General features: G+C 57.5%; 14 protein-coding genes and 1 pseudogene. 7 read left to right on the forward strand and 8 right to left on the reverse strand.

The window, feature by feature from the left end; all coding sequences use genetic code 11:
- Positions 1–139: 139 nt before the first annotated feature.
- The 3 genes from I6F17_RS08210 to I6F17_RS08225 all read right to left on the reverse strand — a co-directional run bounded on the left by I6F17_RS08210 (position 140) and on the right by I6F17_RS08225 (position 3622).
- Positions 140–634: a ferritin-like domain-containing protein gene (locus tag I6F17_RS08210; protein WP_225125417.1), complete on the reverse strand. Its 495-nt coding sequence runs from the start codon at positions 632–634 to the stop codon at positions 140–142.
- Positions 635–845: 211 nt separating this feature from the next.
- Positions 846–1361 (reverse strand): inorganic diphosphatase, encoded by a 516-nt coding sequence (locus I6F17_RS08215; protein WP_225125342.1) that lies wholly within the window; start codon positions 1359–1361, stop codon positions 846–848.
- A 2060-nt stretch (positions 1362–3421) separates the two neighbouring features.
- A complete protein-coding gene (locus I6F17_RS08225) occupies positions 3422–3622 on the reverse strand; it encodes a hypothetical protein (protein WP_225125340.1) in 201 nt (66 codons plus the stop codon).
- A gap of 543 nt (positions 3623–4165) precedes the next feature.
- On the opposite strand from I6F17_RS08225, the gene I6F17_RS37910 reads away from it, so the two are divergent.
- The 4 genes and pseudogenes from I6F17_RS37910 to I6F17_RS08245 all read left to right on the forward strand — a co-directional run bounded on the left by I6F17_RS37910 (position 4166) and on the right by I6F17_RS08245 (position 5594).
- Positions 4166–4366: a hypothetical protein gene (locus I6F17_RS37910; RefSeq protein ID WP_225125337.1), complete on the forward strand. Its 201-nt coding sequence runs from the start codon at positions 4166–4168 to the stop codon at positions 4364–4366.
- A gap of 431 nt (positions 4367–4797) precedes the next feature.
- Complete coding sequence (locus I6F17_RS08235) at positions 4798–5091, forward strand: hypothetical protein (protein WP_225125335.1); 294 nt, start codon at positions 4798–4800, stop codon at positions 5089–5091.
- Positions 5051–5367: pseudogene (locus tag I6F17_RS08240) on the forward strand (PilZ domain-containing protein). The gene I6F17_RS08235 and the pseudogene I6F17_RS08240 overlap by 41 nt, the downstream one beginning before the upstream one ends.
- Positions 5368–5387: 20 nt before the next feature.
- Complete coding sequence (locus I6F17_RS08245; RefSeq protein ID WP_225125334.1) at positions 5388–5594, forward strand: hypothetical protein; 207 nt, start codon at positions 5388–5390, stop codon at positions 5592–5594.
- Between the two features lie 1037 nt (positions 5595–6631).
- Here the strand turns inward: I6F17_RS08245 and I6F17_RS08250 are convergent.
- On the reverse strand, positions 6632–7306 hold the full coding sequence (locus tag I6F17_RS08250; RefSeq protein ID WP_225125331.1) for a YsnF/AvaK domain-containing protein: 675 nt from the start codon (positions 7304–7306) through the stop codon (positions 6632–6634).
- Positions 7307–7597: 291 nt separating this feature from the next.
- Between I6F17_RS08250 and I6F17_RS08255 the strand changes: the two genes are divergently transcribed.
- Together I6F17_RS08255 and I6F17_RS08260 are read left to right on the forward strand one after the other, a co-directional pair.
- Positions 7598–7762, forward strand: coding sequence for a hypothetical protein (locus I6F17_RS08255; RefSeq protein WP_225125329.1), 165 nt, complete (start codon positions 7598–7600; stop codon positions 7760–7762).
- 231 nt (positions 7763–7993) lie between these two features.
- On the forward strand, positions 7994–8344 hold the full coding sequence (locus tag I6F17_RS08260) for a MaoC/PaaZ C-terminal domain-containing protein (protein ID WP_225125327.1): 351 nt from the start codon (positions 7994–7996) through the stop codon (positions 8342–8344).
- A 139-nt stretch (positions 8345–8483) separates the two neighbouring features.
- Here the strand turns inward: I6F17_RS08260 and I6F17_RS08265 are convergent, their stop codons facing one another.
- The 3 genes from I6F17_RS08265 to I6F17_RS08275 are packed head-to-tail and all read right to left on the reverse strand — an operon-like array spanning position 8484 to position 12025.
- Positions 8484–9953, reverse strand: a complete 1470-nt coding sequence (locus tag I6F17_RS08265; protein WP_225125415.1) for a hypothetical protein — start codon at positions 9951–9953, stop codon at positions 8484–8486.
- Positions 9880–10854, reverse strand: a complete 975-nt coding sequence (locus I6F17_RS08270) for a DUF6384 family protein (protein ID WP_225125325.1) — start codon at positions 10852–10854, stop codon at positions 9880–9882. The genes I6F17_RS08265 and I6F17_RS08270 overlap by 74 nt, the downstream gene beginning before the upstream one ends.
- Positions 10847–12025: a cell surface protein gene (locus I6F17_RS08275; RefSeq protein ID WP_225125321.1), complete on the reverse strand. Its 1179-nt coding sequence runs from the start codon at positions 12023–12025 to the stop codon at positions 10847–10849. Before I6F17_RS08275 ends, I6F17_RS08270 begins: the two co-directional genes overlap by 8 nt.
- A 628-nt stretch (positions 12026–12653) precedes the next feature.
- Between I6F17_RS08275 and I6F17_RS08280 the strand changes: the two genes are divergently transcribed.
- Positions 12654–13067, forward strand: a complete 414-nt coding sequence (locus I6F17_RS08280; protein ID WP_225125319.1) for a hypothetical protein — start codon at positions 12654–12656, stop codon at positions 13065–13067.
- Positions 13068–13735: 668 nt separating this feature from the next.
- Here the strand turns inward: I6F17_RS08280 and I6F17_RS08285 are convergent.
- Positions 13736–14674 (reverse strand): PhnA-like protein, encoded by a 939-nt coding sequence (locus I6F17_RS08285; protein ID WP_225125317.1) that lies wholly within the window; start codon positions 14672–14674, stop codon positions 13736–13738.
- Positions 14675–15406: the final 732 nt, after the last annotated feature.

Below are 15406 nucleotides of genomic sequence, written 5' to 3' on the forward strand. Positions count from 1 at the left end.
TTTAGTCGGCCGGATCTTTGACCAGAAACGTCCGGCCTCGCGCTGACGCGACGCTAATCCAACCCTAACATGGCTCATGCATCGGAAGGTAAGTACCTCCCAACGCGCCGCCCGTCACCAAGGTGCTTCCCGACGCTACTTACGCCGCCTGTTCGTGCGCGACGTAATCCATCGTGACCTTCGCCACATTGGCGTCGATCCAGGCGGCCATACGCTCCTCCTCGTTCAAGGAGGCCTCGAGCGGAGCGCGGGCGGAGTCCATGCCGGCCGCCGGGCAAAGGGTCAGCAGCGACTTGTAGGCGGCGATCTCGAAATGCTCGAAAGCGTTGTTGGCGAAGGTATTCTTCAGGATCTCATCACCTGCCATCGAATGAGCCATCGCCATGGTGTTCGCCGCGAGCGACTGCGCCGTGTCCTTGACGGTGGAGGTGCTCTCACCGCATGCTTCCAGACATTGCTCCAGCCTCTTCAACTGCTCGTTCGTCTCTTGAAGGTGGGCGGCGACCTTTTGCTTCACCTCCGGGTACTCGTCCAGGCGCTCGGATTGCCGTTCCATCAGTTCGCGCGCCTGGATCTCCATCGCGTGCGCGTTCCTCAAGCCGACCACGAATATGTCGCGAGCCGTTTGTGTCATCTGTTCCTCCGCTGGTTCTGAAGGCAAGAACATCGTGTGCGGAGCTACGTTCCTAAACGCGCCCGGCGCCGGGCTTCTGCCGCCCTCAATGTCACGAGCATTCGCCATTCTGAATCGAGCTCGCCTCAGTTGTCCCTCAACCTGCAGCAGATTCATCGCTTGTTGCCGCTCAGCGGACGATGCGACAGTGGCGGTCCCGAACGTACCGAGGTTAGAGCCGACATCGATTTATGAGCTTCATGGCCCTGACCGGCCCGCGCCAACCGAGAAACTCGAGCTTTTTGTCTTTGAGCGCGTTGGTAGCATCAAAGAACTTTTCCAATTGCTTCTTTGCAGTCGCAGGTAGGTTGCGAACGTCCGGCAAATCACCGGCAAAGAAAGAGTGACGCGGCACCGCAACAACTCGGTCGTTCCTCTTTTTCTTGCGCTCGGTCACCTGAAGGACCTTGAGAATGCCAATGGGCCTACACCTGAGGACCGTGCCGGGGTACGTAGCGCCGTCGTGGATCACCAACACGTCCAACGGGTCGCCATCATCAGCTAGAGTGGATGGGATAAATCCCCAGTCGTAAGGATATGTTAAGCCAGCCATCAATGCCTTTGATAGCGTAAACACCCGCAGCTTCCTATCAAACTCCAATTTGCAGCAACTCCCGCGAGGAGTTTCAACGACGGCGAAGATATTCTCATTGTCGGCCCAAGTCGGCAGCTTCAAATAATTGGTCATCGCAGCTATCCTGGTGTTTGCAACGATCCTGTTGACTTCCGGGTTCCTATTCGTCCAAGACACCGGCCCGGGGCATGTAACCAAGCGAGATGCGCTGAGTGTTCTGCCTACCCCTCCATCCTGCGTGCCATTGGCAAGACTTGTCGCGAGCTGGATCCCTACCGTGTTAGGGCCTTCATTTTTGGGCGGCTCACAAAGTTGAATGCACTAGGGGATGTTCTCGGAGAAGAAATGGCGGCCAGGTAGCCACAGACCGCTCACTCCCAGCTCGTGCTCGATCTGAAGACCTCTACGTTGGGCCGACGTGGTCGACTCCGGACGTCTGATCCTCCCGCGGGCAGCCGCACGCATGTCCCCACTTTGATGGAGATCACCTGGTGTTCGGCAGAAGAACGACCCCAGGCCTGGATCAATGACCCAGGGCTGGGGCCGCTCGGGCTATGGACTGGATAGCCGTGCGCCTAAGCGCATGTTCCTCAATGTGACGGGGCGGCAAGGGTTGCGGAAGCGGCAACGAAAATTGATGAAGGCCCAAACTATGTTAGGAATGTCCGGCTGGTGGGTTAGCTTAGGTTAACTCTTGGGAAACTAACCACTTTGATTCCGCACTCGACCCGCCCCCTCGATTCCGCACGTGCCGACACTGCGGTCGATTGAGCCGAGTGCAAAGCTCCCTCGACACTAACCCCGTTTACGTTCGGTGAGCTGCGCCCGATGGGCTTGCGCGAGGTCTTGGTCTACTGCCATTGCGGCCATCACGTCGCTCTGAGGGGAGATCGCTGGCCTGATGAGATGCGCCTGTCTGATATCGAGCCACGCTTCGTCTGCGCCGGCTGCGGCATTCGAGGGGCTGAGGTCAGGCCCGATTTCGAGAGCGGCAAGCCACCGCAATTCATTAGTTGAGACGCGCCTACAGATCCATGGAAACGACAGCCGCCAACCCTGGGACGGCTAACCCCCACGCCAGCGCATGTAATGTCCAATGCTGCATGGTTGCCTCGCTGGAAGCAGGCTGCAACCGGATCACGTGCGCTACTTGCGATCGATCGGCCCTCGAGACGACAGGTGCATGGGGTCGGTGCCGACGCCTCTGCAACGTCGAAGATTGGCCTTACATGCGACCTCGACAAGTCTCGCGATACCTACGGCAATTTCCTTCGCCTCGTTCGCCCAACTCGTTCTTGTAGAGGCAGGCTTGTCTCAGTTCGCCGCAGACATCCCTCCGAACTGGTCGTTGGCAAGTCTCCCGGTATCTGCGGCAATTTCCTTCGCCCCGCTCCCCTAAGATGTCCTTGTTTTCACAGGCACGCCGCAATTCCTCGCATTGCGGACCCCCTCGACCGTCGTACACTCGGACACCTCCCGGTCCAAACTCAATGGATTGGGAAAAGGCGGAGATCGGCATTACGAAAAGAGCAGTTGCTGCTGCGGCGCCGAGCGCATACTTGCGCGTAGCCGAAATAAGAAACTTCCTCATAGCGTCTCCTCCATGGTGCGTAGATTACGCGGCGGCGTGGAGTCGGATCCACGGCTGGCACCTACGTTTATGTGTTCACTAACCTTCAGTTCCTGGACGGAAACCTTAAAAGGTTGATCTGAACCCCAGCCGAACAGCCAGTTCAAAGACTGTTTATTTCGAGCTTACAGATCTTCGCGATCATAACCGCGCTGTTCCTGAAGGACGACTTCCGGCTCGGATCAAAAACTGTCGAAGCGTTGTGCGGCAGGGCAGCTCTGGGCGATAGGAAGACATCCCATAAATAGGGTCGCCTAGGACGCATTCTCATTCCGAGGAAAGTTTGTAAACGTCACCTGGCTTGAGGTTGACTTCTTCAAAGATTCTCTGCTGTTTTTCAGAAAGAAGAGTAGGTAGAACTTGCGCTGTCCAACCTAGCTGCGAGGACCAGCGTGACGCCTGGTTTGGCTTAGCAAGGGCAAGCCATATCTCCGTCGCTGACCCTGAATCCGAGGTCACCTCGACGATAGTAAACTCATGACCGAACGACTCTGCCGTGAAGGGTCAAGGCGCACTCAGGGCGACAGTTGCCGGCTGAAACGCCTCACTCGGGCGGATTTAGTCCAGGCGATTGCAGCCACTCGCTCATGTGCGACCCTGTCTCGCATTGGCGAGCCTTCCGAATGACCTGCTCGCGTAGACGCCCGGGCGGAATAAGCGTAGCTTGTTCGCGCAAACGCTTTGCCTCTTCGGCAAGCCGCTCTTCCAGGGATTGAGTCTGTTTGAAACGACGCCGCGTCAACATGGCGACTCCCGTGTTCGAGAGAGCGGGAGCGCTATGGCGTTCTCATCACAGACGGAACCTGCAAATGACGTTGCGAAGTCGCCTCCTTCACTCGATTAGCCTATCTGAGCGAGTCAGGAGGCTAGGAGGAAGCTCTAAACCCAGCTCTTGGCAGCCTTGAGATTGATGACTAATTCAAAATGGATCTCTTGAAAGAAAGGCATTTCTGCTGGGTTGCTACCATTGAGGATTTGGACGATCCGCGCGACTATCCGTCGACAGCCTGCCCTCAGATCGTTTGCGTGCGACATAAGTGCGCCCGCCTCGACCATGTCGCCAAAGATTCAAATAGCCGGCAATCTGAGATAACTAAGTGATTGACTTAGCCATGTCGCATTGCCTCGACGGCCCGGCGAAATTCTGCTTCGTTGCGGGCGAGCGCAATTAAAGTCGCAGGCGTTGCAGATTTGCAACCCGCACAGTTATCCGCGATACTAAGCTCCTGCATTGAGACGACCGAAGCATATTTCGTGCTTAATTCGATACGATCAATGGGGGCGAAAAGTGTTTGATGTCTATCGCAATGGCAAGCGGGACTTGCTCGTTCTAAGCACAGGGGCCGCGATACCCGGTGCTTACTCTGCAAATAACTGGCGCAAGAGTAGAAAAAGAATTCGCAAAGTAAGCGACGAGATTAGGTCAGCCGTTCATCGACAAGGTTATTACGTTCGTAGCTTCCGTGTCGCGAAGGAGGGCACGATCTAAGTGAGCGGGCCGGCGGCCCTGATGCTCCCATCTGCAATATCTAGAACACCAGCTGCGAGCCCGGATACTCGGCAACCCATTGTTCGCCGAACTTCGATCCTCCCCGACACAACTTGTCGTACTACGATACCAGCTTCTCGCAACCTGCTAACTATTTTTCAACCGCTTTGACTTAATTTCTGGATACGGAGCATCTACAGCCGGTCGGCGTGGCCATTCTGCGACAGCAAATGCTTGCCCGAGTGGACCTGTCCCCGTTGTAACTCGCGTATAGTGTCTTTCTTTTATCATCGCTTTTTTGATCTTTCGGCAGGACAAGGCCGATCGGAATTAGAGATTCGCGACAGATGTCGTCAGTGATACAATTTGAACAGCCATATAAAGCAAAAACTGCGACAAGTCCCTCGTGCTATGGACTGCCCGATATTTTGGTGAACCTCCTCGCTTTATTATCGCAGATTCAAGCTCTCGAAATTCAGACGATAGATGACGCTCGTCAGGCGATCATCCTTCTTGAACTCGCGAATGGCTGCATCCGATTGACCGTCGGACAAACCAAACTGAACGAGACAACCCGAACGACTTTACTGGCTCAGTCGGCGCGGATCGATCTGCTGATTGCAGAGACCTGCAGAGAGGCGGCGTGTTTATTCGAACGAGCTGATTTGAAATCGTGGATTGCAGATGAAAGAGAACAATCGAAAGGCGCACCGCGTTCGATTTGAACACAAACACATCGTGAGCATCATGGGTGTTGATGGCACGTGGCGAAGAAGCTGCGTTCTCGTGGACGCCTCTGCAAGCGGCGCGAAGCTTAGGTCGACGGCTCAACGGACCCCCTGAAGGCACAGGAATTCTTTCTAGTTCTCTCGTCAACTGGACTGGCATTTCGGCGCTGCGAGCTGGTTTGTGTGGACGGGTCTCACGTCGGAGTTCAATTCGTCACAGCAAAGACGAAGGCCAAGGCGAGCCCACAGAAACGTCTTGTTGGCTCACAATGAGGCGGGTTCGGACTTGCCAAATGACCGCTCAGCAGGATGACAGGCTTGTTGTCGGCAGTCGTTTCAAGATGAGCGAGCTGGGGATCGTTCAGTTCCCAAAATTGGCCCACAAGACCGGCACCATTGTCGAAATCAGTATTCGCACCCCCGGCGTGACGGTGCTGTTCGACGGCGCAGTCAGACCGACCGTCTTAGATCGAAGCTACATATCTCCTCTCTCGAAGTGACGATCTTCTCGACCGAGAACCTTCTCCGACTTTTGCAGGTCGCGCTCACCATGAAAGCACCGAAGCCAAAGCAATGGGCCGAGCAGGAAGTCCGACGATTAGTCAGGCTCGCTCGGCGGGGAGTTGGCACATCGCGGATAGCCGCCGAACTCGGCCGTCACGCCGGATCGGTGAGGCGTATGGCGCGAACGTTGGGACTGCTGTTGAAGAAGTAGCTCCGAGCGTTCGTCAGCGCAGCGCGGCTGGCCTACAGACCAAAACCTCGGCCAATCTCCCGCGCAAGCTTGCGCGCGGCGTCGGTATGGCGGCCATAGAAGAACGCTCGGTCAAGCTGCGAAAAGATGCCCATTCCAAATAGCGCGATGGCAATGCCTCTAAACATGGTCATGGACCGGGTTGAACGATGCAAGGAAAGTTCAAAACGGCCCCAGCCGCAGGACTGGGGTAAACAGCCGGGGCCGGCATTCCCATTCCAATGTGCCGCAATCGGCGGTAATCGGCACGCTTTCAGCAAGCCACAAGAAACCTAACGAACTCTTTCTCACGCCGCCATCCGGGCGCGAGCCACGCCGTTGAGGTTGGATCAATGTGAAGCGCAGTGTGGGCGCTACCCATCCGCTGCTTTGCCGAGCTGCTGTGCGATTCTGAGGTCTTGCATTTCCCAATTGGCGCGCCCTCGCTCCTAACGATCGGGATAGCAGGCTCTCATCCTGATGCTGCAAAGCCCCTCGGGCCAGCCTTGGCCCCTAGGGGCTGGAGGGGACAAGTGCGGGGCCAAGGCGGTCCGACGGCTGGCGCTAAGGAGCGCCACGCACTTGGAGGCTAGTCCCAGTCAGCAAGATTGCTGTGTTCACTTGTGACCCGAGGCAGGTATTTGTAATGTTCCCGCACACGGCAGCGGCCTTTGCAGGCCTAGATCACTAGAGGAATCCAGCACAGCGTGTAGTTGTGGCACGCGGTTTAAAGACGGAGTAAGTGAGGGCGGATGTTGACCCGCCCTCACACGAGTGCTGGCCCTCCATCGGCGAGGACTGAACTCAGCGCTCAGCCTTGTCGATGTCGGCCCTGGTTTTCTTCACCGTATCGGCAACTCTCTCGGTACGTTCTGTCGCTTCTTTGCGCACCACTAGTTCTTCGCCGGCTCGAACATCCTTCTGGACCACGGGCTCCTCGTGCAGTTCTCGCACTTCGTACTCGCGCTCCAGGGGTTGTCCCGTCGCAACTCCCGTGGCTGGACGGCGCTCGACCACGGTTCTCTCATCGCGCAGTCGCACATCCTTTTGCACGGGCTCCTCGACTACGTAAGTTTTTATGTGTTTGACGGTCTCGGTGGCCCGTTTGCCAACCTTCAGTTCTTCTTCCGGAAGAGGGATGACCTTTTCGCGTTCGACGCCTTGAGAGACATATCCTTCTTGCCTTACCGCGCTTCCTGATGCTCCGCTTCCGACCGCTGCCGTGCCATCGCTGTTTTCTTCGTGAATCTCGACTGGATTGTACTCTTGCAGCACACCTTCAATACGTTCGAGATCGGCCATGCTCGGAGCATCTACTAACACCGACAACGCGGCACCACCTCTTTGCATGTGGTTTTCATAGAGACGGCGCTCGTCATCCGGCACATCGCTTCCAAACAGCCAGTCCCAGAAACTTTCTCCATCCGAGCTGGCGCTTACTCTATCGCTGATCGAAGATTGTGATGGTTGATTGCTCACTCTCACATGATCCGCTGGAACCCCTGAACCGACCAAAGCTCGGTACGCTCGCTCTGCATCGTTGCGGGAGCTGTATACTGCTACTACGCATTGTCCTTGCATGGTTTGCCTCCTCTATGGACATGCGCCCAACGCGAGCATCAACGCATCGTTCTTAACTTTATCGCAAACTTTAGTCCGGTACGGCGCATGAGATCGGCTTCGGCGCAAAAGTGGCTGCGAGCGGAACGTTGAGCCCGCGCTGAGGTTGATCGAAGAAGAAGAGATGGGCCCCGCCAGCTGAGCACACTGATGGACAAGACCTTCGTCTATGGTGCGTTGAGGCAGGTCGAGCGCGATGTAGTTGAAGGAGAAAAGGATAGCACAGCCGCTGAAGCAGAGCTGGACACAATGCGCAGAGCCCAACGTATTCTTGATCAGGACCGACAACGCCTCCTCTCGCTGTTACAGCCTTGAAAGGGTGTCGCCCGCAAGCAGTTTGACTTTGAACCGCGCGCTGAGGGCCGAGCCGCGTTAAACTGTGCAAATGCGGACGCATCGTCCCACTTGCTCAGGACATTGAAGTCCGCCAGGGTCAGACTGAGAAGAGCTCGGGCTGAGCAAATCTGGTCCGGTATGCTCCGCTGAGCAGACGCCGTCAGGCCGTGCCGCCACTTCGCATTCGGGCCATATGCAGACCTGCTGACTTTGGATGGCCGAAAGGTTAAGCTGTCGCATTATCAGCCAGACGGCCTTCAGGGGGGCGCCAATGGCCATCTTGTATTTCGAGGAGGCGGAGGTTGGCAAACTGCGTACGGCTGGCCCTTACCAGGTCACAAAGAACAGATCATCGAATTTGCCCAAAAATTCGATCCGCTGCCCATTCATACCAACGAGGAGATTGCCGCACGTTCGATCTTTTCCGGACTGATCGCTTCGAGTGCACACACGTTTGCGATACTTATCTCTTTGTTGAGCAGAACACAGCCGTACTCGCTTCGTATCGTTCTCGGGCTTGGCTGGGATGAACTCAGGCTCCCCGCGAAAATTCGCTCTTGAAGAGGCCGTCGAAAGCGCCTGATAACTCGCTCATCCCGCACCACCGATTGACTCGGACTCGCTTCTGCTCATCGGTTAAACTCCGACCATAGTGGCGGAGCATATGCTTGTTTATACAGGTAGAGTCTGCATAGGGGGATCAGAATGATCCACCCGTTCTGAAGTCTCCGCCCCCGAAGGATCCTCCGGTCCCGAAACCGTCTGGAGGCGGAATCGGCAACCCTCCCCCGAAACCCGAGTCCCATGGGCTGGGCCCACGATGGAAGCCATCACGTAGAACTTGCCCCAGCACCGCACTCCCAATAACCCCAGTCAGGATGCCGCCAAGCACGTTTCCGAGTGACGCCTCGTTACTGAACGTGCCGTAAGGGGTGTCGTAGCCTTGATGCCGTAGTTGCTCCCATTCCTGTTCGACCGTCTCGCGGCGCCGGGCGAGTTCCTTGAGCCGCTGGTGGGAGTCTGCTGCTTGGCGTAACGCTGAATTCATTAGCTCGTCCGTAGATTGGATACGCCTGACGATCTCCTCATCCTTGGGCGTCGGAGTTTGAACAGCCTCCCTGTAGAGTTCCTGCAGATCTTCGCGCTGATCGGCGGCTGCCAGCAGGTCGACCGCATCACGATAAGGGGCATCCCCCTGGAGGATCGATGCATCGAAACTTCGGTCCTGAGCAGCGAGAGCTTCCCGCGCCTGTTGGAGATGGGCTTCGCGATGTGCTACCGCATCCCTTCCCTTGGCAACTTCAGTTTCGGCGGCCTCAAAGCCGGACTGGACAAGTGCGTTGCGCTCCAAAACTTTTAGATCGGATCGTTCCTCGCGCAACCTTTCAGCAATTCGCTTGGAGTGCTCGCGTAGCCGCACGGGGATTTCGTTGAGCAGGGCATAGTTGACTCGTAACCTGTCATAACCCACGACGCCGGCCACCATTCGATCCATGTAGCGGGTGAACGGGTTGGCTCGGTAGGCGGCGGTCCCGAACTTCCGGCGCCAGAGATACATGAATAGCGGATCGGCTTCGTAAGGACGACGTTTCTCGTCCCGATCGGCTTCCGCCTGGATAGCCTTCTTCTCAGCCTGCTGGACTTGCCCGGTGATCTCCTCAACTCGCGCCCGCAGGGCAATCCATTCAGTGTTGACGCTGATCTTAGCCTCGACATCTTTGCGAATCCTCTCCGCGCCGCCCAAGGCACGTTGCAAATCGTCCAGGGCAGCCTGCCGCTCAACCTCCGCTTGCTGCACCCGTTGCTCGGCTTCATGCCGCCGCTCGGTCAACTGCTGCAAGGCCTCCTGCCGGCTCTGAAGCAGGCTGATTGCCTCGCGCTCCGCGCTATCCAGCTCGCCAACGACCTGGTTCTGCCTGATGGTGTCGAGCTTTAGCCGTGCAAGTTCGCGGAACGCTTCCGTGCGCTGGACACGCAGGCGGCCGACGTCTTTCGTGGCCTTCGCATAAGCTTGCTCGAGTTGCGCTTCCTGCTGGCGAACTCTCTGAACGAACTGTTCGATCTGGGCAAGCGCCTGCCTTCCGGATATCATGGCCTTACCATTGTGTGATCGCCCCGCCCAGAACCGGCAACCTGTAATCCACGTCGAGATGGCCTCGGCGCTTTTCACCAAGGCTATTCTGCTGCACGATTCCGTCATCGTTCTTGTCTTGCTGCACGCGCATGGCCGTCGCCTCGCTCACACGCACGCCCCATTTCGAGGCCTCCACGGTCCGGCCATCCTCTTCGCTCGTCACGGGTAGCTTGAGAACGCGGCCATCGGGCGTGAGGGGTTCAACGATTAGATAGTAGTTACGGCCTGTGGGATTGCGTTGCGGTACGCGCCAAACACCGGTGGCCTCGCCCGGTCGCGAGACGATACGCAGGAGATACTCGCGGCGCAGGTCCCTATGCAACGCGTCAAGATCGTTCACGGCCCGCCGTGCTGCATCGACGTCGCCGCGGGCAATGGCGGCCTTTCCATCGGCAAGAAGCCTGGTGGCCTTCTCGCGCGCGGCGGCGACTTTCGCTTCGCGCAGGACATCCTCGTGCTCCTGCTCCAGGGCTGCCGGCAGCCTCTCAGCCAATTCGATCCTGTTGCGCTCCGCTTGGGCCCGCTCCTGGGCGACCCGCCGCTGTGCGGGCTCGACAACGCCGAAGTGGTATGCGCCCCAGCCGAACGCCACTACCGCCAGCAACGCCAGCAAACGGCGACCGATGCGACCACGATCGACCCAGGCAAGCGCAATCGTGCGGGCGAAGCTTGGCGGAGGTGGGGTATAGACGAAGCGCTGTTCTTTGAGGGCCTGCACACCCTCGACCAGAATACGTTCAGGGACCTCGATGCCCTGCCCAAGATAGATCTCACGAAGTCGCTTCAGGAGATGGGCGTCCCGCTGCTCTCCGCCTAGCTCGCGGCTGACGAGATTGTCTTGATGGCGCAGAGTGTCCACGACATCCATCGCGAGCATCAAATCATTGAGGCTCGCAGGGGCCTTCTCCTGCGCGATCGATGCAGCTTGATCAGCCATCTACTGGCAACGCCTGTCCTTCCGCTACGAGACGTGCGATGCGGCGCTTGCCGTCCTCAACCGCATCTCGAATCTCGGCCGAGTTTTGAGTCGCAAGTCGTCGCATCTCACCAATGATCTCCTGAGAGCGCTCCTGGAAGGTGATCACGGATTCCACGAGCTTCTTGACCGCATCCGCGCGGATCGTCGGCCCATAGCCCGCCTTGATGGCGGCTTCTCCGACCTGATCCCCGATTTCGGCCAGCACTTCCAGGCTGCGGGACACGCCCTCTTTCATTTCGTTGAGGGTCTGTGTCGACTCATTCAGGCCGAACATGCCCGTGAACGAGGCTTTCAGAGCCGTGAAGACGGAGTCGTTGGTCGAGAAAAACGTGACCGCCTGCGCGTAGACGCGCTCCTTCGCGCTGGTCATCTGCATGAGCCGAGCCATCACCACTTCAGAAGTGTTGTATCCGATTGTCAGATTGTCCGAGAGGTCTTTGGCGATCTGATAGCGTTTCTCCTCGTCCTGGGTACGTCGGAGTTGCTCGTCACGGGCAAGCTCTAGCCTTGCGCGTTCAGATACCTCCTGTCCTGTGAAGTTGGCCACGGCGTCGGCCGCCTTCTGCAATTCGACCTGAGCGCCCTTGAGTTTTTGCTCGGCGGTCTTAAGCACCTCCAGGGCCATGACCTCGGCATGTTTCAGCGCGCCGCGGAAATCACGGTAGGAGTCAAGGATGATCTGCTCGCGCTGGATCTGGTCCTTGGTTGAGCGAGTGACGTCAAGATAGACTTTTCTGATCTCATCGAAGCGATCGGCGACATCCCCGCGCGACAGCTTCATCCAAACGTTATTGATGCGCTCGAACAGATCGATCTTCTGATCCGCGAGCTGGTCCACCATCTTCTTGGTGTCGTCGCGAATGGAATTGAAAGAGTCGGTGATCTGACGGTAACGTTCGCCGATCTCCATCGCCTGAACCTGCTCGCGGACCACCTCGTTGAACACACTGGTCTGCCCCAGAGTACGAGCGATGATTACGATTCGGTCCTTATCGAGAGCGGAGATTTTTTCTAGCAACCCGGCAATTGGAGCCTCGATCGGCTGGGGCGGCGCAATTCCGATCTCCCGCAACGCTCGGGTGGCCCTGTCGAGATACTGCATGGGCGACGTTGGCGCGACGTCAGACATTGGGGCCTCCGTGTAGTTTCCTTCCTGAGTTCCAAAAACCCGCTCCTGGAATCAGCTCCACCGAAAACAGCGAGCGATCCCATGGAGAATTCATCTCAATAGGATCCGATTGTCTTGGTTCCTATAGACGGTATGACAAGCCGCCATCGTAGCGACGATGCGTCCGCTGCGCGATACAAAAGCTCTCGAAATATGCGATTGCCATTACCGCCGACCTGAATGCCTCCGCGGCCAAAGCGCTTACCGGGCCTAGAGGCGCGAGTCTGCAGATAATAGCCGATGGCCTTGATCAGCTCACTTAGCCGTCCTCGGCCAGTCAAACGCTTTCCATTGTCAAGTAGCTCCACTCAGAATAACGCTCACTAAGCTTAAGAGCTGCTTAGGCCCGCTCGCATCGCCTGTTTCGGATCATTGCGGGAAGCAGCGTGGCGACGCTTTGAACTAGGGTCAGGAACGGGCAATTTCTGCCTTAAATAGGCGGCAGAACATGCCAGCGCATGCTGCGGCGAATGCTGTCGCTCCACGCTTGGGCGGGTCAACGCTGCGCTGGTGAACCAGAAGGTCCTTGACGCGACAGAACACCATGGATTCGGAACACCTTTGATTGGTAGATGGACGGAGCCGACCCGTGCAATTTTTGCTGAGAGTTATGCTTGCAACCGCCCTCGTGAACCTTGCTCCAGCCGTCGCCGCGACGCCGAAGAACGCCGTCGCTTCTCCTGCCTTACAGAAGGAATTCAATGATTTCATCGAGAAGTTTCGCGCGGCGCTGAGGACAAACGATTCCGCCGCCGTCGCTAGTATCACACGATTGCCGTTCATGAACGACAGCGGAATTCGCGCCGCCGCGCAGTTTCGTGCCAAGACCTATCCGACCTCGTTCACGGCGAAAAATCGCGCGTGTATCCAGCGCGGCAAAGCCTTCTACGATCGCGATCAGGAGAACAATGACTATTACTCCGTCTTCTGCGGCCAGCTCATCTTCGTCTTTACCAGGACGCCGGCCGGCTTCCTTTTTACGGACGTTGGCGTGAATGACTGATGAGGCAACAATGCTATCACTGCCGCCAGACGTATGACCGGTCGGCTCCCTTAACGACGCATTGGATAATAGGCGGTGGGCTGCACTCATCAACGGAAAGACTCGCCGCGAGTGCAATGAGCCGGCTCAGATCCCCATTGACGGATATGCAAATAGACGGCGGCGACTTCGCCTTCGGTCAAAAGCGGCGGTCAGCCGACCAGCCCGGAAACGTCTGCTCAGCGGCCAGAAGCGGACACCAAATGAGGGAAAGGTCCGGGGAGTCTGCCGGCATTCTCCCGCAGGTGTCTAAGCGCGCTTCACATGGCGAGCCGCCCGAAGGCCGCGCAGTCATTGTGGAGGCGAGCCGCGACCGGTTTGTTGGCGAATTTAGTCCTTTTGTTTCTCGCCTGCGCTTTTTCCATCGGAGCTCTTAGAGCGCTCTTCGAGCGCCTGGTCCTAGTCCAGCAAAGCTCGGAGCGATTCCGTGACGATCCATGCCGCAAATGAAGCAATGGCCGCCAAGACGATCATTTGGAGCCGCTCGTCCGCGGCGACCTTCCTGATCATCTGCCAGCGATGATGCATGATAGGTCGCCTGCGTTTCAACGAGGGACAAAGGGCTGAACGACGACTTTCGGTCAGCTAAACTTGGTCGAGAGCTGAGGTCAATTTTTCGGTCCGTGTTGTCAATGCCGGGCGACTTGCGCCGACACTGTTGGATTCACGGCACCGGCTTGCCCTGCAAAGAACGCGGCCAAGGCGCCCACTAACAAAGCCACCGCCGCGAACAATGCACCTTGCGAGACGCGCTTGGCCGCTGTGTCCGCCGCCTGCTTGGCCTGCTCCTTCGTCTTGGCTACCGCTTCTTTATATTGTTGCTGGTACTGACTGATCTGCGCCTTTGCTTCGTCTTGTGATATATTCTGCGCCTTGGCTAGAGCCTCGGCGGCCTTGTCGTTAGCCGCTGCCTGCTGAGAAGCGTCACCCGTTAGCGCCGCGCGGACGGCTGTGGCCGCGGCATCACGAAGCGCAGCGGGATCTTGCCCTCCCGAGGCGCCTCTAACTTTGCTTTCGATGGCAGCCATCGGATCGCTAACATTGTTCAGCGTAGGCGCCGCCGTCTGAACTGCCGTTTGTACCGACCCTCCAAGCGCTTTGCCCGCTCCGCCCAAAGCGGAGGACGCTGTGCTGAGAGCGCCACCAGCGATGCCGGAAGCGGCGGAAGAAAGCAGATACATTACTGCCAGCGTCGAGACGGCCCATGACATCAGTCCATGATAAGCCGTCGTTGAAGCCGACGCCTTGCCAGAAAGCCGACCGGCTATGTAGCCCCCTAGCGCTGCAGCCACAATTCCAGAAACTACGAACCAGATACCAGCACCAACCGACATCGAGCTTGCGCTGGGCGTACTACCCTCCCCAACGTCGACCGTCGATAAACCCACGCCCAGACCGATCATGTTCAGGATAATCTGTATGACAAGGGCGATGGCTGCACCCGCGAAAACGGCGCCCCACGCGACCTGGTTCAACATGATTGTGCGAATTTCGTCAGCGGGAACGACCTCGCTCGTCTGAGGGGGCGTGCGGTGGCTTGAACGAACCATTTCGGGAGAGTTGGCCATGACATTATCCTTGAAGCCTGTTTGATCCCGCAACTTGCTTTTGGATGCGACGTTCCTAAAAAGTCGCAGGCCTCAACTGCAAACCCCTTGCAGCACCGCCGCTCGAATGCCCGTTAGCGTGCACCTCCCGATTGTCCTTCGCCGAGTTCGAGCAGAACGGCGGCTCCGGCAGGTGTCGAATTGCTGTTGGCGCCATGGGTAGGCTCGGGGTGCTGACACGAACAGCAGCTAAGAAGCTAGCGAAAGATGACCCGCTTCAGGTCGGCATTCAGGTGCAAAGCCGTCGATGCCGGGTCTGCTTTGCCATTACCGGGCAGCCCCTCCTCGCCCAGCAGGTTCCACATCAAGCTCCCCACTCTCGCGCTCAATGGGAACTTTTGCCAGTTTTTCCCGTATTCGACAGGACGAACCGATCTGCCATGTCGTCCCAACAGACATCTCAGTTTCGACCGACTGCTCCTACGCCGCCGGCCAACCGGCTGCCAACTCTTCCTTCCCAGAAATCCATTGGAGTGCTGGAGCGCCGAGTTTTTCCTCGCACCTCTTTCGACGGTTCGGCTTGCTTTCTTGGCGGCTATCCTTGTGCACGAGCCGAGTATTCTGAAGACTTGGCCTCTGCAACTCCATGCCACAAATGAACTTGGGTTGAGCGCAACCGCCCGGTCAACCAATTCAATCTAACTTTTATAATCGCCGACCACGAAGGCTGATGTCTAGCTCTTGGCGATATGT

Source organism: Bradyrhizobium sp. NBAIM18 (assembly GCF_020193825.1).
GTDB classification, from domain to species: domain Bacteria; phylum Pseudomonadota; class Alphaproteobacteria; order Rhizobiales; family Xanthobacteraceae; genus Bradyrhizobium; species Bradyrhizobium yuanmingense.

Coding starts and splice junctions, on each gene's coding strand:
- I6F17_RS08285 (WP_225125317.1), bottom strand. CDS start 14,674: ATGGCCAACTCTCCCGAAATGGTTCGTTCAAGCCACCGCACGCCCCCT.
- I6F17_RS08270 (WP_225125325.1), bottom strand. CDS start 10,854: ATGGCTGATCAAGCTGCATCGATCGCGCAGGAGAAGGCCCCTGCGAGC.
- I6F17_RS08255 (WP_225125329.1), top strand. CDS start 7,598: ATGGACAAGACCTTCGTCTATGGTGCGTTGAGGCAGGTCGAGCGCGAT.
- I6F17_RS08215 (WP_225125342.1), bottom strand. CDS start 1,361: ATGACCAATTATTTGAAGCTGCCGACTTGGGCCGACAATGAGAATATC.
- I6F17_RS08275 (WP_225125321.1), bottom strand. CDS start 12,025: ATGTCTGACGTCGCGCCAACGTCGCCCATGCAGTATCTCGACAGGGCC.
- I6F17_RS08245 (WP_225125334.1), top strand. CDS start 5,388: ATGACCGCTCAGCAGGATGACAGGCTTGTTGTCGGCAGTCGTTTCAAG.
- I6F17_RS08225 (WP_225125340.1), bottom strand. CDS start 3,622: ATGTTGACGCGGCGTCGTTTCAAACAGACTCAATCCCTGGAAGAGCGG.
- I6F17_RS08210 (WP_225125417.1), bottom strand. CDS start 634: ATGACACAAACGGCTCGCGACATATTCGTGGTCGGCTTGAGGAACGCG.